Annotated in this window: 19 protein-coding genes; 12 read left to right on the forward strand and 7 right to left on the reverse strand. The window is 63.7% G+C overall.

The window, feature by feature from the left end; translation table 11 throughout:
- Window positions 1-50 precede the first annotated feature (50 nt).
- Entirely contained in the window at window positions 51-1,268 is a 1,218-nt protein-coding gene (locus KTJ77_RS02615; RefSeq protein WP_217336956.1) for a glycosyltransferase, read from the forward strand.
- Between the two features lie 54 nt (window positions 1,269-1,322).
- Here the strand turns inward: KTJ77_RS02615 and KTJ77_RS02620 are convergent, their stop codons facing one another.
- Window positions 1,323-2,330 (reverse strand): Bax inhibitor-1/YccA family protein, encoded by a 1,008-nt coding sequence (locus KTJ77_RS02620; RefSeq protein ID WP_217338294.1) that lies wholly within the window; start codon window positions 2,328-2,330, stop codon window positions 1,323-1,325.
- 134 nt (window positions 2,331-2,464) lie between these two features.
- On the opposite strand from KTJ77_RS02620, the gene KTJ77_RS02625 reads away from it, so the two are divergent.
- Complete coding sequence (locus KTJ77_RS02625) at window positions 2,465-3,475, forward strand: glycerophosphodiester phosphodiesterase family protein (RefSeq protein ID WP_217336957.1); 1,011 nt, start codon at window positions 2,465-2,467, stop codon at window positions 3,473-3,475.
- Window positions 3,476-3,592: 117 nt separating this feature from the next.
- Here KTJ77_RS02625 and KTJ77_RS02630 read toward each other — a convergent pair whose 3' ends face one another.
- Both KTJ77_RS02630 and KTJ77_RS02635 read right to left on the reverse strand, forming a co-directional pair.
- Window positions 3,593-3,982, reverse strand: a complete 390-nt coding sequence (locus tag KTJ77_RS02630; protein WP_217336958.1) for a hypothetical protein — start codon at window positions 3,980-3,982, stop codon at window positions 3,593-3,595.
- Between the two features lie 11 nt (window positions 3,983-3,993).
- Entirely contained in the window at window positions 3,994-5,604 is a 1,611-nt protein-coding gene (locus KTJ77_RS02635) for a PspC domain-containing protein (RefSeq protein WP_217336959.1), read from the reverse strand.
- 114 nt (window positions 5,605-5,718) lie between these two features.
- Here KTJ77_RS02635 and KTJ77_RS02640 point away from each other — a divergent pair, with 114 nt between their 5' ends.
- From KTJ77_RS02640 to KTJ77_RS02655, 4 genes are read left to right on the forward strand one after another with little or no spacing between them, the layout of a single operon-like run.
- Window positions 5,719-6,927: an ATP-binding protein gene (locus KTJ77_RS02640; protein WP_217336960.1), complete on the forward strand. Its 1,209-nt coding sequence runs from the start codon at window positions 5,719-5,721 to the stop codon at window positions 6,925-6,927.
- Entirely contained in the window at window positions 6,924-7,586 is a 663-nt protein-coding gene (locus tag KTJ77_RS02645) for a response regulator transcription factor (protein ID WP_217336961.1), read from the forward strand. The genes KTJ77_RS02640 and KTJ77_RS02645 overlap by 4 nt, the downstream gene beginning before the upstream one ends.
- Before the next feature lie 59 nt (window positions 7,587-7,645).
- The gene (locus tag KTJ77_RS02650) at window positions 7,646-8,578 is read left to right on the forward strand and encodes a hypothetical protein (RefSeq protein ID WP_217336962.1); all 933 of its coding nucleotides are present in this window, start codon (window positions 7,646-7,648) and stop codon (window positions 8,576-8,578) included.
- A gap of 41 nt (window positions 8,579-8,619) precedes the next feature.
- Complete coding sequence (locus KTJ77_RS02655) at window positions 8,620-11,049, forward strand: ATP-dependent helicase (protein WP_217336963.1); 2,430 nt, start codon at window positions 8,620-8,622, stop codon at window positions 11,047-11,049.
- On the opposite strand, the gene KTJ77_RS02660 is transcribed toward KTJ77_RS02655, so the two are convergent.
- Window positions 11,046-11,783: a MerR family transcriptional regulator gene (locus KTJ77_RS02660; RefSeq protein ID WP_217336964.1), complete on the reverse strand. Its 738-nt coding sequence runs from the start codon at window positions 11,781-11,783 to the stop codon at window positions 11,046-11,048. The genes KTJ77_RS02655 and KTJ77_RS02660 overlap by 4 nt on opposite strands.
- A 353-nt stretch (window positions 11,784-12,136) precedes the next feature.
- Between KTJ77_RS02660 and KTJ77_RS02665 the strand changes: the two genes are divergently transcribed.
- The 6 genes from KTJ77_RS02665 (at window position 12,137) to KTJ77_RS02690 (ending at window position 16,629) form a co-directional block, all read left to right on the forward strand.
- Window positions 12,137-13,234: an SseB family protein gene (locus tag KTJ77_RS02665; protein WP_217336965.1), complete on the forward strand. Its 1,098-nt coding sequence runs from the start codon at window positions 12,137-12,139 to the stop codon at window positions 13,232-13,234.
- Between the two features lie 50 nt (window positions 13,235-13,284).
- Window positions 13,285-14,310, forward strand: a complete 1,026-nt coding sequence (locus KTJ77_RS02670; protein WP_217336966.1) for a DNA polymerase domain-containing protein — start codon at window positions 13,285-13,287, stop codon at window positions 14,308-14,310.
- A 90-nt stretch (window positions 14,311-14,400) separates the two neighbouring features.
- The gene (locus KTJ77_RS02675) at window positions 14,401-14,769 is read left to right on the forward strand and encodes an LPXTG cell wall anchor domain-containing protein (RefSeq protein ID WP_217336967.1); all 369 of its coding nucleotides are present in this window, start codon (window positions 14,401-14,403) and stop codon (window positions 14,767-14,769) included.
- Window positions 14,766-15,143, forward strand: a complete 378-nt coding sequence (locus tag KTJ77_RS02680) for a YchJ family metal-binding protein (protein WP_217336968.1) — start codon at window positions 14,766-14,768, stop codon at window positions 15,141-15,143. Before KTJ77_RS02675 ends, KTJ77_RS02680 begins: the two co-directional genes overlap by 4 nt.
- Before the next feature lie 79 nt (window positions 15,144-15,222).
- A complete protein-coding gene (locus KTJ77_RS02685) occupies window positions 15,223-15,687 on the forward strand; it encodes a hypothetical protein (protein ID WP_217336969.1) in 465 nt (154 codons plus the stop codon).
- A 27-nt stretch (window positions 15,688-15,714) separates the two neighbouring features.
- A complete protein-coding gene (locus tag KTJ77_RS02690) occupies window positions 15,715-16,629 on the forward strand; it encodes a rhodanese-related sulfurtransferase (protein WP_217336970.1) in 915 nt (304 codons plus the stop codon).
- Window positions 16,630-16,701: 72 nt separating this feature from the next.
- On the opposite strand, the gene KTJ77_RS02695 is transcribed toward KTJ77_RS02690, so the two are convergent.
- From KTJ77_RS02695 to KTJ77_RS02705, 3 genes are read right to left on the reverse strand one after another with little or no spacing between them, the layout of a single operon-like run.
- Window positions 16,702-17,751 (reverse strand): class I SAM-dependent methyltransferase, encoded by a 1,050-nt coding sequence (locus KTJ77_RS02695; protein WP_217336971.1) that lies wholly within the window; start codon window positions 17,749-17,751, stop codon window positions 16,702-16,704.
- A 26-nt stretch (window positions 17,752-17,777) separates the two neighbouring features.
- Window positions 17,778-18,443: a TetR/AcrR family transcriptional regulator gene (locus KTJ77_RS02700; protein ID WP_217336972.1), complete on the reverse strand. Its 666-nt coding sequence runs from the start codon at window positions 18,441-18,443 to the stop codon at window positions 17,778-17,780.
- Between the two features lie 22 nt (window positions 18,444-18,465).
- Window positions 18,466-18,840: a hypothetical protein gene (locus KTJ77_RS02705; protein ID WP_217336973.1), complete on the reverse strand. Its 375-nt coding sequence runs from the start codon at window positions 18,838-18,840 to the stop codon at window positions 18,466-18,468.
- Window positions 18,841-19,011 lie beyond the last annotated feature (171 nt).

A 19,011-nucleotide genomic window follows, 5' to 3' on the forward strand; every position in this document is an offset into this window, starting at 1 on the left:
CTCGTGCCGTTATGCGCCGAGCATTTGATCTTCATAACGAGGGATTCCCGGTGACGGTGCTGACCGTCGACCCGGCTCCCACAGCAGCGCACGACGCGCACCGCGCCGAGTGGGTGCGCCGCGGCGAACTCCACGACGCAGCGCACATGCGAAACCTGTACGACGACCTTCGTGCTGACCCCCGCTGGCTGCGCACTGCGGCGAGCGGAACCACGGTGCCAGCTGCCGTGGAATACAACCACGTTGTTGACGCTGCCGGTCAGCGCCTGTTGTCGCTGCCGATCATCACCGGCGACGCCCGCTGGCACACCAGCGAGGCTCCCGTCATCGTGTACGACGAGGTGGGGGAAGCGCTCGGAAGCGTTGCCGGTTTTGGTGGGCTCTATCGTGCGTGGCTCAGCCACGTGGTTCCGGATGACGGCGTCGTCATTGTCGAGGCTCGCCAACTCGGCGATCTGCTGGCCTCGTGGTCGTCGCCTGCCCGGCTGATTCACACGATCCACACCAATCATCTGGAGTCGCCCTACACGCCCGATGCGCCGATCAATGCGCTGTGGTCAGGGTGGTTCGATATCGCCGGTGCGTTTGACGCGGTGGCGTGGCCGACCGAGGCGCAAATGCGAGACGTGCGTGCTCGCTTTGGCACCAAGCGTGCCGATGTGGTGGCGTCCAACGGTGTCGACATTGCGGGGTCTGCGGCCGGTGCGACTGGCAGCCGCCGCGCCGTGATGGTGAACCGTCTCGCCGCTGGCAAACGGATTGATCACGCGATTCGTGCGTGGGCAGCGGTGGTGCGCACTGTGCCCGACGCGACCCTCGACATTTATGGCGATGGGCCTGAGCGTGACCGGCTGGCGGCCCTCATCAGCGAACTCGGTCTGGACTCTGCCGTGACACTGCGCGGCCAGGTGGCTGACGTTGCGGAGTGCTACCGTGATGCCGCGTTCCTGCTGCTCACCACGGCATATGAGGGGCAGGGACTCGTCGTTGGCGAGGCCCTCGGAACCGGTACCCCTGTCATCAGCTACGACGTTGCCTACGGCCCCCGCGACGTGCTGAGCCGCGGCGGCGGCCTTCTGGTTCCGTCCGGTGATGAAGCGGCCCTGCGTGAAGCGATTCTGCGCCTGCTCCAGGACGATGAGTTGCACGCGCGCCTTGTTGCCGAGGCTCCCAGCGCGGCGCAGGTCGTCGAGCGCTCTGCCGCCAGTCGCCGCTGGGCCGACCTCGTGCGCACCGTGGCATCACGCCCCGCTGCTCGTCACCGATAGCGCCAGAAACGACGAAAGGGCCGCCAGAAGGCGACCCTTTCGCGAGAGATATTCTTAGTCGCTACCGCGCACGATGGCGATGATGCGGAGGATCTCGACGTAGAGCCAGACGACCGTCACCATGATGCCGAAGGCGCCCATCCAGCCGTACTGGCGAGGAGCACCGTTGCGAACACCCTGCTGGATGCCGTCGAAGTCAAGCACGAGCGAGTAGGCGGCCATGACGACAACCAGCACACCGATGATGACACCGAGCGGAATGCCGGCGATTTCTGCGCCACGCATGCCCCACGGGTTGGAGACGATGCCTGTCCACATGAAGACCAGGTTCAGCAGCGAGAAGACCAGGTAGCCGATCATCGCGATCATGAAGATCTTGGTGGCCTTCTTCGATGCGCGGATCTTGCCGCTTGCGAAGAGGGCGAGCGTGACGCCAACGACCGAGAGTGTAGCGAGGGTAGCCTGCACCACAATGCCCGGGAGGATGGCCTCAAAGTAGGCCGAAATACCACCGATAAACAGACCCTCAAGGGCTGCGTAAGCGAAAATCAGGCCGGGACGAATCTTCTTGCGCGAGGTGAAGATGATCACCATCGAGAGGACGAACGCGCCGAGCGCGCCGACAATCCACGGCACGAGCGAGACGTTGCCCGTGAAGTATGCGCGGCTGGCGTCAAACGTGCCGCCGAGGGTCCATACCCAACCGACGAGCGCGGTGACCAGCAGAATGCCGAACAGGCCGACCGTCTTCATGACGGTGTCTTCGACGGTCATGCGGTCGGTGTCGAGGGCGCCGGCGGAGGGAGCGGCGTACATGCCCTCCATCTGCGACTGGAAAGCAGCCTGCTGAGCGGCGTGCTGAGCCGACGACCACTGCGCCTGGTTCTGCCCCTGCTGCGCGTTCTGCGCGTTCGGGGGCGTCAACGGCTGACCGTACTGGCCCTGCTGCGGCGGGTACGTGGGGCTCGGCGCGCCCTTGGGGGCGTAGCCGGGGTAGGTCTGCGCGGCGCGCGAGTCCTGAGAGAACGCGTCGCTGTTGAAGACGGGGTTTCTGAGGGCCATGTTGTGACTCACGCTCCGTAACTTTGGTGCACAGCATTTGCTGTTCCCAACAGACTAGTCGCCGCACGGCGTCTTCTCTCGGGATTTCGGCAACTTCCCGGCATTCGTTCGCTCTCAGCGACTATGCTTCTCAGGTGCCTCGCCCCTACCCGCTCATCATCGGTCACCGGGGCTCTCCCGGCTATCGTCCGGAGCACACGCGCTCCTCGTATGACCTCGCTCTCGCGATGGGCGTCGACGCTGTTGAGCCCGACCTTGTCATGACAAAAGACGGTGTCATCGTGGTGCGGCACGAGAATGAAATCTCCGGAACCACGGATGTTGCGTTTCATCCGGAGTTCGCCGATCGCAAGACCACGAAGAAGATCGACGGTCACGACCTCACCGGCTGGTTCACGGAGGATTTCACGTGGGCGGAGCTTTCGACGCTGACGTCGCGTGAGCGTCTACCGAAGATTCGCCAAACCAGTGCCACATTTGATGGGCAGCAGGGCATCCTGCGCCTCAGCGATCTGTTGGAACTTGTTGAGCGTGCTTCTCTTGAACAGGGCCGGCGCATCGGCGTTGTGCTGGAGATCAAACACGCAACGTACTTTGAATCGATCGGCCTGGCACACGCCGACCTCCTCCCTGCCGAGTTGCGCGCCGCCGGATGGGACCAGGGCAAGCTCCCGATCTGGATCGAGAGCTTTGAGCAGACCGTGCTCACACAGCTTCGCGATTCGGGCATTAAAGCGACCTACATCTACCTGCTTGAGCACAAGGGCGCCGCGTTTGACCTTGTCGCACAAATGGGGGAGCGCGCGGTGGGATACGCCGCCCAATTCAGCCCGCGTGGCCTTGACCGTCTGGCGCACGAGGTCGATGGCATTAGCGTTGATAAGCGGGTGATCTTGTCCCCAGATCGGCTCGGCCGTTCAGCAGGCGCATCGTCGGTCGTGAGTGACGCTCATGCCCGCGGCCTCCAGGTATTCACCTGGACAGTCCGCCCCGAAAATCAGTTCTTGATTCGCCAGTTTCGGACATCGACAGACAAGAGCGCCTTCGGCAACTACGAAGGCGAGTGGGCGATTATTCGCGACTCTGGCGTCGACGGCGTCTTTGTCGACCACGCCGACCTGGGCGTCGACTTCTTCCGCCGCTGAACCTCAGCTCTGTTCCGCCGCTGAGCCTCACCTCGCGCGGACGCTCGTGAGGGCCGGAACCATCACCGCATGAAAAAGCGGGGGTGCGGTCCCGAACGCACCCCCGCTTGCGGCTCGCTAAGAGCGAGCCCGGCGCGCAGCGAAAGTCTTCTGCGCGTGCCTGATGAGCACCACCAGCGCGCTGATCACGGCGATTGCCGCGATCACCAGCACGATGTAGATGCCGACGGTGAACGGTGTGAGCGTCATCGCCCACGGGATGAGGCCATCAATGCCGAAGCCCGAGAGCAAGAACCAGATTCCGAATCCGGCCATGCCAGCTAAAACGAATCCCCACACAATCCCTGCCCAGCGTGTGCGTGGTTCCGCAACTCCCAGCGGAAGCTGGTTTGGCGCGTCAGCCGAATCGTCCGCGACGGTCGAATCGACAACCCCCGCATCGGTGTCTGCCTGCGTCACTGCGACCACGGGATCGATGGTGGGTTCCACCGATGCGTCATGTGTCATGTCGGTCTCCATCACTTCTTGATAATGATGTCGGGGGCGACGGCGTCGGCGGTGTCGCCGTCGACGGTCCAATCGGGCTGCACAATGATTTCGACCCACCCGCTGGCCTGATCGAGCGTGATCTTCTGGGTCGTCGACGCGGCATCGCTGCGATAGGTGCGGATGTCGACCGCGAACGAGTTCACGTCGCCAGAGGAGTAGGGGGCGACATCTTGAACCTGGGCATCGCCCGTCATCGAATCGGCGATAACACGCACGCTCCCGTCGTTGCCGATGGTGCCTTCGAACTTCAGATTGACGCCGGCATCAACAAAAATCATTGTGTAGCCATCGCCCTTCGTGATCGTGAGGGGTTCACGGTTTTCTTGGTACGCGTTGGCGTACACCTGGAGCCAGCCGAACGGCTGATTGACCGTCGGCATTTCGCCCGCGAAGACACCCGCGCCGTCCCACACCAGGCTCGTCGGTTTCGACGCGACAGTGGCGCCACCACCCACGACGAGCGCGACAACCGTGGCCAACGCCAAGAAACCGCTGCGGCGACGCATCGCTCCGGCAATGATCATGCCGAGTGCCAGCACCAGCGCACCGGCGAAAGCGCCGAGAGCAATAGCCGCAGGTAGTCCGTCAGGAACGCGCGCCAGCACGACGACGCACGCGGCGACACCGGCCGCGCCGACGATACCGAGGTTATAGCCGAGGCTTGCGCGCGGGTTCGATGCCCGTCGTTCCGCTCGGCGTGCAGCCATCTGCTTCAAGAAGTCACCACGCTGTGCGGCCTTTTCGACGCGGGCACGCTCGGCCGCCGAATCATCGGTTTGCTGCGCGACCAAGAATGCATCGCGATCCTTTTGGGTCTGCGCGTGCTGCTCTCGCCACAGCGCAAACTCATCAGATGAGGCGGGCCCGCGTTCGTCTGCGACTTGCCCCGGTTCATCAGCAAGCACGGCGGTATCCGCCGCCCACTCCGGCACGTTGGCGTCCGGTGTAACCGCACCCGTTGGTTCCGGAACCAGGGCGGCAGCCGCTGCATCTGCGTGCGCTGCGCGGCGGTGCCGAGCAATAACAATCACCGTGATCGCCCCGATGAGCGCGACGGCAACGGCAGCCATCGGAACCAGCAGCGACATCGCACCGTTGAAGGCGTAATCGGAATAGGTCGAATAGTACGTGATTCCGCCATCCCCGTTATCGACGGCCACCATCATCGCTGGCTGGGTGAGTGCTTGCCATGCGCGAGTAACGAGTGAAGAGAACGGAACCATCGCAAAGAAGAAGGTGGCAAGGATTCCGATCAACTGCGGCTGGAAGCGCCCCCGAAAGATCTCTTGCAGAGGGATCGAGTCGTGCTCGTCTGGAAGCAGGAGCCACAGGATTGCGTAGAGCAGAATGGCGGGAAACCCGAGGAGGGTGATCACCACGAGAATGCCGCGGATGAGGGCGGCGTCGATGCCCGTGCGATTCGCGATGCCGACGGCAACGCCGCCAATCCAACCGCGAGTGCGCACAATGTCCGCCTCGCGAATCCAATCAAAGAACACGTTGGGGCGCGGCCGGGTCGCCGCCGACGGCGGCGCGCTGGATGCCGATGGCGGCGCTGGCGGAATGTTCGGCGATGTCATACCTCTACCCTCGGTCAGAGCCGGAGTGCGCCGCTATGGGGGAACCCCCTGACGCGTCCCTGGAATCACGACAATTCGATGTTTGCGTGCGTGCGGAGTGCTTGACTGGTCATTATGAGCTTGCCGTCCGCCCGTGCGCGCCCCGCCCTGCGGCGTCCACGTGCGTGCGTGGCGACGGGGGTGTCTGCGGGACTGGCCCGGCACTTGGGCTGGAGCGTCACCGCCGTACGATTGGTGTTTGCGCTGACCGCGCTGATTGCGGGTGCCGGTGTGCTGCTGTATCTGTGGCTGTGGATCTTCGTGCCGCTCGATAGCGAACCGCATGACACGACACCGACGCGATCCGCTCCGGTGGCGTGGATCAGCGTGGGTGTTGCCGGCGCCGCACTCATCCTTTCCGGCTGGACAATCGTGTGGGGAACCGTCGGATACTCCTTCGCCGGCGCACCGGAGTGGGTCACAGCGAGTGCCGTCGCTCAGGTGGCATGCGTTGTCGCGGGGCTGTGGGCCGGATTCCTTGACGTGCATGACCCCGCACGCGGTCCCCGCCACGTTCTCGCCGTCCGGGCTAGCGCCACCGGAATCTTGCTCGTCGTCATCGTGATGTACGGGTTCGACTTCGCCGCGCGCGGCTCGTCCGTTCTGGTGTTCATTGCCGCCATCTGTGCGGTGATCGCGCTCGCGGCGGTATACGCCCCGGCACTCGTGCTGTCGCTGCGCGGTGCCACCCAGGAGCGCATCCGTCGAATTCGTGAAGAACAGCGCAGCGAAATGGCCGCGCACCTGCACGACTCCGTGCTGCAAACGCTCGCCCTCATTCAAAACCGGGCTGGCGCCTCAAGCGAGGCCGCGCGACTCGCCCGCGCGCAGGAACGTGAGCTCAGGAGCTGGCTCTACGACGGTGATGACCCGGCCGACAGTGACCTCCCCACCGACCTGCGCGACTACGCGGCCGCGCTCGAACTGGACTACCCGGTCGTCATTGACGTGGTCGCGGCTGGGGAGTCGACGGAGCGGGCCAGCGGGGAAGTGGCCGCGGCCGCCCGTGAAGCCATCTTGAACGCCGCCCGTCACGCACCCGGCCCGATCTCGGTGTACATCGAAGGCAGCGAACGTGCCGTCGATGTGTTCGTGCGCGACCGGGGCGCAGGGTTTGATCTCACTGCTGTGCCAAGTGACCGCCTCGGTGTGCGGCAATCCATCATCGGCCGCATGCGCCGAGCCGGGGGAGATGCTCGCATCCTGCGCCGCGAATCCGGCACCGAAATCCACCTCACGCTCGACTACGCGCGGGCTGCCCTTCGAAGCCAGGAGAAGTCATGACGCCACTGCGCATTGTCATCGTTGATGACCACTCGATTTTCCGGTCAGGTCTGCGCGCCGACCTCGACGACACCGTCGACGTTGTCGGCGAAGCAGCCGACGTGCCCAGCGCGGTCGCGATGATCTCGGAGACGAAGCCCGACGTCGTGCTCTTGGACGTGCACCTTCCCGGCGCAGACGGCGAATTTGGTTCCGGAGGCGAAGCCGTCTTACGAGAAGCGTTGCCACTCGCGCCCGATACCCGGTACCTGGCTCTCAGTGTCTCCGACGCCGCAGAGGACGTGGTGCGGGTGATTCGTGCTGGCGCTCGCGGATACATCACCAAGGGTGCTTCTGGCGCGGAAGTGAGTGCGGGCGTGCGTGCTGTTGCCGCCGGTGATGCCGTGTTCTCGCCCCGCCTCGCAGGTTTCGTGCTGGACGCTTTTGGCGCGGTGACCGGCGAGATTGCCGCGCAACCGGATGAGCTCGACCGGCTGTCTGCCCGCGAACAAGAAGTGATGCGGTTGATCGCCCGTGGCTACTCCTACAAGGAGGTCGCCGCCGATCTGTTCATCTCGGTAAAGACAGTTGAAACCCACGTTTCTGCCGTGCTGCGCAAGCTGCAATTGTCATCGCGACACGAGCTGACAGCATGGGCGTCAGCTCGTCGCCTGCTGTAGCGCGCGGCTGTTCTGGCTGTGTGGCAATGGGGGCGTCGGAACCTCGCTAAGATTTGGTCATGACTCTGGCCGATCAACGAGGACGACGCGCGATTCTCATCGCTGTCTCCTTGGCCGCGCTGGCAGCTGTCGTGGTGGTGTTGAGCGAAGCGATGCTGCGGGTAAACTCCAACGCTGTGTTGGCGCCGGAACGCGCTGAGCGCGAAGAACTGATGGCATGGCTCGCTCGTGGCCTGTTCGTTCTCGGCGCTGGGTGGCTGACGATCGGTATCTTCGCCGCACGCACGAGCCTGGTGCGTCGTCCTGGTGCGGCCGCCGCCCGAGCCACGTGGCTGTCGTTTTCGCGACCGTGGCGTGCTCGTGAGTCCATGCTCGGCCTGCTCGCGCTTGACCGTTGGCTTCTCGTCATTATTCCGGCCGGCCTGCTCATTGCCACGCACCTTGTTGTTGGTTCTTTTCTCTCCGTTATCCCCGTGCTCATTGCGAGTGCGGGGTGGTTTGTTTTCGGAGCGATCATCATCGTGCTGGTCTGGCCGCGTTCGTCGTGGCCGGTCATCTCCGCGGTGTCTGGCACCGCTGTGGTGTGGAGTCTTGTCATGCTTGCCGGAGTCGCGATCGCGGGGCCCGGAAACTTTTGGTTGCTGCTGTGGGATACCTCGTGGCTGCGTTTCATCGTATTGACCCTCGTGTTGGCGGTGCTCGCCTGGGCGCTGATCGCCGCAGGCGGCGCCATTACCCCGCAGATCGGCCCGCTGGCTGCTGTGGGAGCGGTGACCGCAAGCATTGGCGGAACCATCGCACTGGTGTCGCTGGTGATGGCGGTTCTCGGGCCGGTCTGGTTGGGCGCACAGTGGCAAGATGAGGCCGTCGAAGTCATGGCAGAACCGGTCGCGGTGTGGATCAACTTCGCGGCGGGCATCGTCCTGCTTGTCGGCGGTCTCGTGGTGACCTTTTACGCACGACGCGTGCGTGCCGCTTCGCAGCGTCGCTAGCGGACGGCAATGTCAGAGCTCCGGCCTAAACTGGAGTCATCATGACCGAGTCTGTGCAGCCCATTATCGTCGGCCGAAGCGCCGAGCCTTCTGCGGCTGGAGATCCGCTTCTCGACGGGCTCAACGCACCGCAAGCTGAGGCCGTGACCTATCGCGGTCAGGCGTTACTCATCGTGGCAGGCGCGGGTTCCGGCAAGACACGGGTGCTGACGCACCGCATCGCCTCCCTGTTGCGCTCACGTGAGGCGTGGCCAAGCCAGATCTTGGCGATCACCTTTACGAACAAAGCGGCAGCCGAAATGCGTGAACGCGTTGGGCACATCGTGGGCGACGTGTCTAAGGGCATGTGGATTTCGACGTTCCACTCCGCGTGCGTGCGCATTCTGCGCCGCGAGGCGCAGCAGTTTGGGTTCACTTCCTCCTTCACGATCTATGACTCTGGCGACTCCCGCGCGCTGCTGAAGCGCCTCGTGAAAGAGCACGAGGCCGATGCCTACGGGCTCACTCCTGCCAGCGTGCAGGGCCGCATTTCAAAGCTCAAGAACGAACTCGAAGACGCGGACTCGTTTGCGCGCTCCGCCAACATGAACGACCCGGTCGAGCGGAAGTTTGCCGATGTGTTCCGCGATTATCAGCGCGCGTTGCAGAAGGCGAACGCCTTCGACTTTGACGACCTGATCGGTCAAACCGTCTACCTGTTCCGCGCTTTCCCGCACGTTGCTGACGTGTATCGCCGCCGGTTCCGTCACATTCTTGTCGACGAGTATCAAGACACGAACCACGCGCAGTATTCGCTTATTCGTGAGTTGACAAAGCCGGTGGTCGGCAGCGCAGCCGAGCCATATTCCGCCGGCGGAATGATGATTTTTGAGGCAGACCAGGCACCAGAGCTTGAAGGCGCTTCACTCACCGTCGTGGGTGACTCTGATCAGTCGATCTACGCATTCCGTGGCGCTGACATTCGCAATATCAGCGAGTTTGAGCATGACTTCCCTGGCGCGAAGGTGGTGCTGCTCGAGCAAAACTACCGTTCCACACAGAACATTCTGGGTGCGGCCAACGCGGTGATCAGCAACAACTTCGACCGCAAAGAGAAGAAGCTGTGGACGGACAGCGGTGACGGTGAGAAGATCGTCGGCTTCACCGGGTATTCGCAACACGATGAAGCACAGTTCGTTGCCGATGAGCTTGAGACACTGCACCGCGGCGGCATGCCGTACAGCGAAATGGCAGTGTTCTACCGCACCAATTCGCAGTCGCGTGCGCTGGAAGAGATCTTCATCCGCTCGGCGCTGCCCTACAAGATCATGGGCGGCACGAAGTTCTACGACCGCGCTGAAATCAAAGACGCACTGGCCTACCTCGTCGCGGTCGTGAACCCGGCAGATGACCAATCGGTGCGCCGCATCCTGAACAGGCCGAAGCGTGGCATCGGTGACGTCAGCGAGACGAATATTGCGGCGTACGCTGCCGAGCACAACATCTCGTTCCGTGATGCCCTCGCAAACTCTGAGGCGCTTGGCTTCGGCCCGAAGATTCAGAACGCGATCGCACAGCTCGACGCTGTGCTCTCCGAAGCGGCGAACATTATGGTTCCGGCATCGGGCGAGATTCCGCCGTCGACGGCTGTCGCGGATGGGCTGCAGGTGCTCTTGCAAAAGAGTGGATACCTCGATTCGCTGCGGATGAGCAAAGATCCGCAAGACGAGGCGCGTGTCGAAAACCTCGATGAGCTCGTTGCCGTCACCCGCGAGTTCGCGCGCAACAACCCCGAGGGCACGTTGAGTGACTTCCTCACCGAGGTTGCACTGGTGTCTGACGCTGATGACCTCGACGACGAATCCGGTGTCGTCTCGCTTATGACGATGCACACGGCGAAGGGCCTCGAGTTTGATGCCGTCTTCGTCACCGGCGTGGAAGAAGATCTCATTCCACACCGCATTTCGGCGGGGGAGCCTGGTGGTCCGCAAGAAGAACGCCGGCTGTTCTATGTCGGTGTGACGCGTGCGCGCAAGCGGCTGTTCCTCACGCTCGCCATGACGCGTGCGCAGTTCGGCGAGGTTTCGGTGGCAATGCCGAGCCGGTTCCTGCAGGAGATTCCGGCCGACCTGATCGATTGGCGTCAGTCGCCAGGGGATGTCAACTCCCGCGGCGGCACGCAATCACGCGCGCTGAACGCTCGCCGACCAGGCGGGGGCTTCGGCGTGCAACAGCTCCCATCCGGCCGTTCCGGCGGATTCGGCCCCAAGACCACCTCACTCGAGAAATTCCCGAACCGTATTCCCTCTAAAGTGCGAGACAACGGTGCGCTTGAGCTTGCTCCAGGCGATCGTATTCGCCACGACGACTTCGGTGAAGGCCGTGTCGACCTCGTGACTGGCGAAGGCGCGAAGCGTATCGCGCACGTGCGTTTCGATTCCGCTGGCGCAAAGAAGCTGTTGATTAAGATCGCGCCGATCGAGAAGCTCTAGGCTCGACGACTGTCTTCATCAGGCAGAACCGGTGCTTGCGTGGTGTGCGCAACCGGCGGTTCCGTGAGCCGCGCAGCGGGTGTTCCCTGAAGACCAGGCTCTGGTGGCATCCCCGCCGCGCCACGCTGTTGCATGGCGCGGATGCTGAGCGTCTGGTGGGCGAGGCGGCGAAGCGCCAGGATAATCGGCTCATACATGGCCGTGCCCATCACGGCGAAGCCAATAATGTCTTTCGGGCTCATGCGTGCCATGGGTTGCAATTCACGCTGCGCCATGGTCATCGCAATGGTGCCGTAGAACGCGATGTCTTCTGCCTCCCAAAACAGGTCGGCATCCTTCACGGCTTGGATTGCGCTGTTGAGCTGCTTGACCGCAGCCGAGCGGGTGTCGTAAATGTAGTCGAGCGCGGCCAGCGCATCGCGGGCGAGCGGGTAATCGCCGTCGGCGGAATCGGGGATGTACGGCGGCAGCGCGCTGATCGCGCGGCTGAGCGATTCGGATGGATCAGGCAGTGGCGCATCCACCAGGCCAAGTATTTCCTTCACTCTCGCCATCGGCAGCGAACGCACATCGGTGAGTGCCGTGATCAGTCGGATGCGCTTGACGTGTTCGTCTGAGTATTCCGCGCGCTTCGTGCTGACGGCGGTGCCGCGGGGAAGGACGCCCTCGCGGAGATAGAACTTGATTGTGGCGATCGACACACCGGTGGCAGCGGAGAGGGCTGAGATTTGCATCGGGCTCCTCTCAGCAGGCGTGGACGGTGCGGTCATTCGCGATTCCACTTTACGATTCTTGCGCGGCTGAGCGCTAGATAGCGCTTGTATCCACCGCGCGCTAGACTGAGTGCACACCGCCAGGGACGGTGATAATCGCATAGCGGACCACGACGTGTGGGGGAGCGCTTCGACGGGGGTCGAGCGCCGCGCGCGTGCTTAGTGAGAGATCGCTTTTCGTTCGGCGCTAGGCGATATTTTCTTGGGTCGTGGGTGCCGCGTTTGCAGCGCAGCACCCACGACTTCAGGAAAGAATCCCCCGATATCTTTGCATCCGCGCCAAGCGCATTCTTTCCGCACGTTAGGCTGACTCAATGGCACTGTTCTCTCGCCGCAAGAATGACCCGTCCGATCGGACACCCGAAACCGGTGTCGTCGCCGAGGGCGCTGATGCCCCCGTCGCTGACGCCCCCGTCGCCGACGCAACCGAGTCTCAGGCTCCCCCCGAGGTTCCGGCCGAGCCGCAGGCTCCTGCCGAGGCCGTCCCGCAGGTGAACATCAGTATGACGTCGTTCGGCGGGCTCGGCTCCACGCCCACTCCGGCTAAACCTGCTTTGCTGCGCCCCGAGAAGCCAGAAGACGTCGTGCTCCCGCTCGCTCCGAGCGACCCCCCGACAAATCTGGAGACCATTTCGGGGCTGCGCGATAACGGCGTGCTGCGTGATGCACTCGCGGCACTCGGCGCAACGCCGACCGGTCCAGAACTGCTCGGCGTTACCCGTCAGCTCCTGCAGGGACACGTCTATCTTCGAGTACGTGGCGACGCTCGCGAGCAGATCGCTGCGGGCGAATCGCTCCAGCTCGGTATTGTCAGCGACGGCGACCGTCAGTTCATGCTGGCGTACAGCTCAGGTCGTTCGCTTCGTGACGCGTTCCAGAAAGACAACGACGCCAACACCAGCGCCTTTGCTCAGCCCGCGTACGCCGTGATCAACAACGTTCTCAAGGGCAACCTTGCGGGGTTGATCCTCGACAACGATTCGGCGCCGGCGCGCGCGGTTATTCCGACCGACGTGCTCAAGCGTGCGATGACGCAGGTCGAAGACGAAATGAAGCTCAAAACGATCCTGTGTGAGCCGCGTGCCGAAGACACCAAGGATAAGGTGCTTGCGGCTCTCCGCGACGCACGCCTGTGGGTTGCTGTCGGTGTTGCCAGCGAGAAGGACGGCGAAAAGCAGTACGGCATTGCCGAAGCGCACACGCGCGATGGCCGTCGCCTGTTGCAGCTGTTCACGCACCCGCTTGAGGTCGTGGCGCTGCAGCGCCCTGAGCAGCCGATGCCGTTTGGCTTCGACAAGCTGCAGAGCGCGTTCGTTGAGCATGGCAGCCTTGCCGGCGTCGTGATCGACCCGGCAGGGCCGAGCATTCGCATCACCCGCGACGAGCTCGCAGCGGTGCTCGCCGAAGCGTAACGGCACGCGTACCCCTCGCGCACGAGCGCGAGCAGGCATAGGGTCGCCGTATGGCGAGCGAACGTGTGCTTTTGACGGTTCCCGGGCCTGATGGCGTGCGCGAGATTTCGCTGTCGAGCCCGAACCGCGTGGTGTTCCCAGCCGCGGGCGTGACCAAACACGAGCTCGCGGAGTACCTGATTGCTGTCGCGGAACCATTCCTCGCGGCAAACGGCAATCGCCCGGTTTCGCTCGAGCGATTCGGTGGCGATGTCACAGCGGACGGATTCTTTTCAAAGAACCCGCCACGAGGGGCACCCGACTACGTCTCCAGCGTTGAGGTGACCTACCACTCAGGCCGCCACCATCCGCAAATGGTGCTGACCGAGATCGCGGCGGCCGTGTGGGCAGTGCAAATGAACACCGTCGTGTTTCACCCGTGGGCGTCACTCGCGAGCAATCCAGATAACCCGGTTGAGCTTCGTATCGACTTCGATCCCCAACCAGGTACCGGCTTGCCTGACGCGATCGTCGCGGCCCACGCGATGCGTGAGGTGCTCCGTGAGGCCGGGTTGACGAGCTTCATCAAGACGAGCGGCAACCGCGGCCTCCATCTGTTTGCGCCCATTCAGCCCATGCACGAGTTTCTCGATGTGCGCCACGCCGTCATCGCGGCTTGTCGTGAGTTGGAGCGGCGCTTGCCTCAGCGCGTCACATCGGCCTGGTGGAAGGAAGAACGCGGCGAGCGAATCTTCCTCGACTACAACCAGGCCAACCGCGACCGCACAATGGCGGGTGCCTATAGCCCGCGACCGTTACCCACGGCCACTGTCTCGACGCCGGTGACCTGGGATGAACTCGACACAGTCGATCCCCGCGCATTTACGGTTCGTACCGTGCCCGATCGGCTGCTGGCGGTGGGGGATCCGTGGGCGGGGTTCGCGGAGAATCCCGGAACCATTACTGAATTGCTGCGCTGGTGGGAGCGTGACGTCGACAACGGGTTGGGCGAGTTGCCGTTTCCTCCGGACTTTCCGAAGATGCCTGGGGAGCCGCCGCGCGTGCAACCCTCGCGCGCGAAGAAGTCTGCGCAATAGTGCCTCCGGCAGCGCGACGCGCCGCTTGAGGCACTGGCCGCGCGTCCTGTTGCCCGCGTACAGTGTGAGTCACTACACGAAAGGCACCTCATGAGCATCGTGACGAACATTGTGGCTGTCGACCTCGCTGTGACCGGAGCCGACCCGATGCCCTGGTGGTTGTGGGCGATCGCGGGCGCGCTCGTTGTGCTCGGTATCGTGTTTCTCCTGCTGCGCCGCCGGGGCGACGACGATGCCGATGAGGCGCTGGCAGCCCCCATCATCGCGACCGTTGACCCGGCCACCGGACAGGGCATCGCGGCGACGACCCCGGTGCCAACCGATGTGAGTGCGGATGACGCTGCCGCCCAGATCTTCAAGCCCACGCCGCCACCTGCCGATGATGCCGCAGCACCGGAGGAGCCGCCGACAGCGGATGACGGCTCCGACGGTAACGCCGGCTCCGACGCTCAGTCGTGACCGCTGCTGATTGTCCGTGCGGTACCGGCCTCCGCTACGCCGAATGCTGCGAGCCGTTTCATCGCGGCGACGCGCTCCCGCCGACGCCGCTTGCGCTGATGCGATCGCGGTACTCGGCGTTCGCGCGCGGTCTTGACAGCTACCTCACCGCAACCTGGCACCCGGGGACGCTTCAGGGTGACGTTGTCACGGACGCTGGCACACGATGGACCCGCCTTGAGATCATCGACGCGCCAGAACCAACGCCGCGTCGCGGCGTCGTCGAGTTTGTCGCGCACTACCGCGAGGGCGGGCGCGATCACGAGCTGCACGAGCGCAGCCGGTTCGTCTTTCAATCCGGCCGCTGGTGGTACCTCGATGGTGAGCACAACTAGGCGCGTATTGCCTGCATGATCGCTCGGCCCGCCTTGGCGTCAAACAGGCGACGGCATCCGACACCCGTAACATCAAAGGGTGACTTCGCGCTTTCGACCCGTTTCCGCCACCGGATCCCTCTGGGGATTGCTGGCGTCCTACTGGTTCGCTGTCGCTGCCGTGATTATCATCGTGATCGCTGTCGGCCGTTCGAATCCGATGACCGCAGTGTGGATCATTCTGCTCGCGCTCGCGGGACTCCTGCTGGCAACGGCCTTTGCGACAGGTTCCGCAATCATCGTCACCGAGCAGGAGATCATCGTGCGTCGGCGGATGCGCGCCGAGTGGAGTATTCCGGTGGCCGCCCTGACCACAATTGAAGAACACATCCCCATGCGCCCCCGTGCGCGTTCGCTCGCCGGATGGGTGTTTCGGGCCGACGGCTACCCTCAGGCGACCATCGAAATGGCCATGTTTGCGCCGCTCGACCGCCGACGGCTACGAGCGGTATTCGCCGACGTTCTGGTCTCGCCTGATTTAGGACGGCCCACTCGCGACCGATGAGGTCTCAGCGCCGCGTACCCTTAATAGGTGGCCGTTGCAAAAGTTCTCCTCTACTACCAGTTCACCCCGATCGCTGACCCTGACGCCGTGCGCCTGTGGCAGCGCGATCTGTGTGAGTTGCTCGGTCTGCGTGGGCGCATCCTGATTTCGAAGGATGGTATCAACGGAACCGTGGGTGGCGACATCGCCGCCGTCAAGAAGTATTGGCGCAAGACCCGTGATTACCCGGGCTTTAAAGACATCGACTTCAAGTGGTCAGAGGGTACCGGCCTCGACGAGCAGGGTATGTCGCTGGACTTCCCGCGCCTGTCGGTCAAGGTGCGCGATGAGATCGTCAGCTTCGGCGCTCCGGGTGAGTTGCAGGTTGATGAGAATGGTGTTGTCGGGGGCGGCGCGCACCTCACGCCTGGTGCTCTGCACAAGCTCGTTGCGGAGCGCGGTGACGACGTCGTCTTCTTCGACGGCCGCAACGCATTTGAAGCCGAGATCGGCAAGTTTAAGAACGCCATCGTTCCCGACGTGGAGACCACGCGCGACTTCGTTGCGGAGCTCGACTCGGGCAAATACGACGACCTCAAGGGCAAGCCCATCGTCACGTACTGCACCGGAGGGATCCGCTGTGAGGTGCTGTCCAGCCTGCTGGTGTCGCGCGGGTTCGGCGAGGTATACCAGCTCGACGGCGGCATCGTACGGTACGGCGAAAGCTTCGGCAATACGGGCCTGTGGGAGGGATCGCTCTACGTTTTCGATGGGCGCGAATCCGTCACGTTCGGCTCGAAGGCCGCAGTGATTTCGACATGCGCGACGTGCGACAGCGCCGAATCGCGCATGGTCAACTGCGCTGATGACGACTGCCGCAACCGCGTCGTGCAGTGTGAATCGTGCTCGAATGACGGCGTCGTCGCGCTCTGCTCACGCCACGACGAAAACGTCGCCGTCTGACACCTGGGTGCATGGTCGCCGGCTGACATTCGCGGCACCATTTGCGGACGGTGCGGGTCTACGCGACAGCGGCTACCGCCTGCGCGACAGCGTGACCGTGAACTTCGGTGTGCGACTCATCTGATCGGTCGGCCCCACGATCCGCTCTAGCGCCGTGCGATGGCGCAAGTGCGAGTTGTAGACGACGGCAAGTGAGCCACCCGGGCGCAACATTCGCGCCGCCGAGCGGAACATCCGGTGCGACATGTCTTCATCGACCGCCGCCCCGTCATGAAATGGCGGGTTGAACAGAACCATATCGACGGTGCCGTCGGCGATCGTCGCGCCCGCATCATCCTGCGTGACCGTCACGCGGGAACCGACGCCAGCGTGATCAACCGTCAGACGCGTCGATGCCACTGCTGCCCACGATCGATCCGTTGCCGTCACTCGCGCCTGCGGCAGACGCAACGCTGCGCTGGTTGCCAGCACACCGGTTCCGCACCCCAAATCGACGATGTGCTCAATGCTCCCGCGGTGCGACGCAAAGATCGCCGGAAACGCATCGAGCAACGCGCGCGTTCCGATGTCGAGCGTTGCGCCAGCGAAGGCGCCGCCGCGCGCGTAGATCGCGAATGGGACGTCCACAGACGCGTGGCGCGGGTAGGGAAGTGGTGCCCCAGGCTGCGGCCCACGCGCCCGGAGGGCCCGGGACTTCTGTCGGCCGCGGCTGGCAGAGACGTCGTGGAACCACGACTCGAGCGCTGTATTCATGCCGCGGCTCATGTGCTTGTCGCGGCCGGCGAGCGTCACGATGGCATCGGCGGTGACGCCCCCTGCCGCGAGGGACGCGATGTCGGTGAGCTCGGCAATTGACTTTGGCAACAGTCCCACGACGAGGTCGGAACCATCGAAGAGCGCAGGGTGAAGCGGGAAACGGGTGAACCCGACTGCCGGATGATCGAGAGGTGTCAGATCGTCGAAAGCGCGGACGGTGGCGCCCGGGTAGCTAGCGGCGACCGCGAGAGTCAGGGCGTCGGGGCCGATGACCGTGATGGTAGCCGCAGCCGGGCTCAGCTCTCGAGCATCATCGAGTGCGAGAGCAGCGACCGGAGCGAGCGGTGGAACCGGCGTAAGCGACATGGTTCCATGCTGTCACGAATGTGCGCTCAGCCGAGCTGTGCGCCGACGCGGCGTGCGATTTCGGCCGCGGGCATCGAGCGCGGAAACACGGCGACGACGAGGTCGTCGGCCCGGGGGTTGCTGGTGGCGTCAAGAACTCCGAAGCGCCGCATGGCGTTGTCGAGGTGCTGGCGCAACACGGAGGCAGGCACCTTATGACCGCGCAGCATCTGACGGAGCACATGGTTGTGGACAGCGGCGATCAGTGCGGAGTAGCTCACAGCGTCGACAGGGTCGATCTCGGGCAGCTGCTCGCGCAGGTATTCGTCAAAGAGGCGTTCGTAGCGGAACACAGCGACGATCTCACGTTCGCGCAGCGCGGGAATTTGGCGCACCAGTTGGTAGCGGCGGCGCGCAACGTCAGCGTTGTCACTGAAGTAGCGGAACACCAGCATGGCGCCCTCGCACACGGTTGCCCACGGGTCCTCGTGGGTTTTCGTCAAGAATTCGCGGAGCACGGTGAGGAGCCGCTCGTGGTCGGCAAAGATCACATCGTCTTTGCCGCCGAACTGGCGAAAGAACGTGGAGCGGGAGACGCCCGCTGCCTTCGCGATTTGCTCGACAGAGGTTGCTTCAAACCCCTGCTCGGCGAACAGGTCGAGCGCCGCCGCAATCACGCGGGTGGTCGCTGCCTGGGGGTCGCGCTCGGTCATCGGCTCAGCATAGCGGTGGGCGTCAGCCCAGCGGGTTTTGCGCGCGGATCTCGTTAAGCATCGCGAGCGGCAGGGCAAAGGCACCCTTGTCAAGGTTGACGAGCAGCGCGAGGTCTTGGTTCATTGCGCTGACAATGGCGCGGCCCTTCATCGGCACCGCGAACTCAGCAACGTCACGGGTCTGCTGCAGCGCAAACTCGGTCGCGGCGACAACGAGAAAATCAGTCTCGTCGAAGTTGATGGTCACCGGGCTGATCTCACCGTCTGCGGGGTCATCGGTGGAAGGCACAAAGATCGTCGCGTTCAAGAACGTGTCGAGCAGGTCGTCGTGCGCGATGGTTCCGGCTTCGGCCTGGGCGACGAGGTCGGCGAGGTCAGGAGTAGGTGCGTCAGTCATGATGCATCAATTGTCTCATTGCTTCCTCAGCGGCTCATCCCGAGGTTTCGTCGACTGCCTCGTCCCGAGGTTCCGTCGACTGCCTCATCCCGAGGTTCCGTCAACTGCCTCACCCGAGGTTCCGGAGCTGTCTCACCCGAGGTTCCGGAGCCGTGCCATGCGATTGGCGAA

It is taken from the genome of Microbacterium sp. NC79 (assembly GCF_019061125.1).
Classification (GTDB): Bacteria; Actinomycetota; Actinomycetes; order Actinomycetales; family Microbacteriaceae; genus Microbacterium.

Bases quoted from the DNA above. Each gene is read 5' to 3' on its own strand.
- KTJ77_RS02630 (WP_217336958.1), bottom strand. From the start codon at position 3,982: ATGACACATGACGCATCGGTGGAACCCACCATCGATCCCGTGGTCGCA.
- KTJ77_RS02635 (WP_217336959.1), bottom strand. From the start codon at position 5,604: ATGACATCGCCGAACATTCCGCCAGCGCCGCCATCGGCATCCAGCGCG.
- KTJ77_RS02645 (WP_217336961.1), top strand. From the start codon at position 6,924: ATGACGCCACTGCGCATTGTCATCGTTGATGACCACTCGATTTTCCGG.
- KTJ77_RS02660 (WP_217336964.1), bottom strand. From the start codon at position 11,783: ATGCAAATCTCAGCCCTCTCCGCTGCCACCGGTGTGTCGATCGCCACA.
- KTJ77_RS02620 (WP_217338294.1), bottom strand. From the start codon at position 2,330: ATGGCCCTCAGAAACCCCGTCTTCAACAGCGACGCGTTCTCTCAGGAC.
- KTJ77_RS02650 (WP_217336962.1), top strand. From the start codon at position 7,646: ATGACTCTGGCCGATCAACGAGGACGACGCGCGATTCTCATCGCTGTC.
- KTJ77_RS02695 (WP_217336971.1), bottom strand. From the start codon at position 17,751: ATGTCGCTTACGCCGGTTCCACCGCTCGCTCCGGTCGCTGCTCTCGCA.
- KTJ77_RS02700 (WP_217336972.1), bottom strand. From the start codon at position 18,443: ATGACCGAGCGCGACCCCCAGGCAGCGACCACCCGCGTGATTGCGGCG.
- KTJ77_RS02705 (WP_217336973.1), bottom strand. From the start codon at position 18,840: ATGACTGACGCACCTACTCCTGACCTCGCCGACCTCGTCGCCCAGGCC.
- KTJ77_RS02675 (WP_217336967.1), top strand. From the start codon at position 14,401: ATGAGCATCGTGACGAACATTGTGGCTGTCGACCTCGCTGTGACCGGA.
- KTJ77_RS02665 (WP_217336965.1), top strand. From the start codon at position 12,137: ATGGCACTGTTCTCTCGCCGCAAGAATGACCCGTCCGATCGGACACCC.
- KTJ77_RS02670 (WP_217336966.1), top strand. From the start codon at position 13,285: ATGGCGAGCGAACGTGTGCTTTTGACGGTTCCCGGGCCTGATGGCGTG.
- KTJ77_RS02640 (WP_217336960.1), top strand. From the start codon at position 5,719: ATGAGCTTGCCGTCCGCCCGTGCGCGCCCCGCCCTGCGGCGTCCACGT.
- KTJ77_RS02655 (WP_217336963.1), top strand. From the start codon at position 8,620: ATGACCGAGTCTGTGCAGCCCATTATCGTCGGCCGAAGCGCCGAGCCT.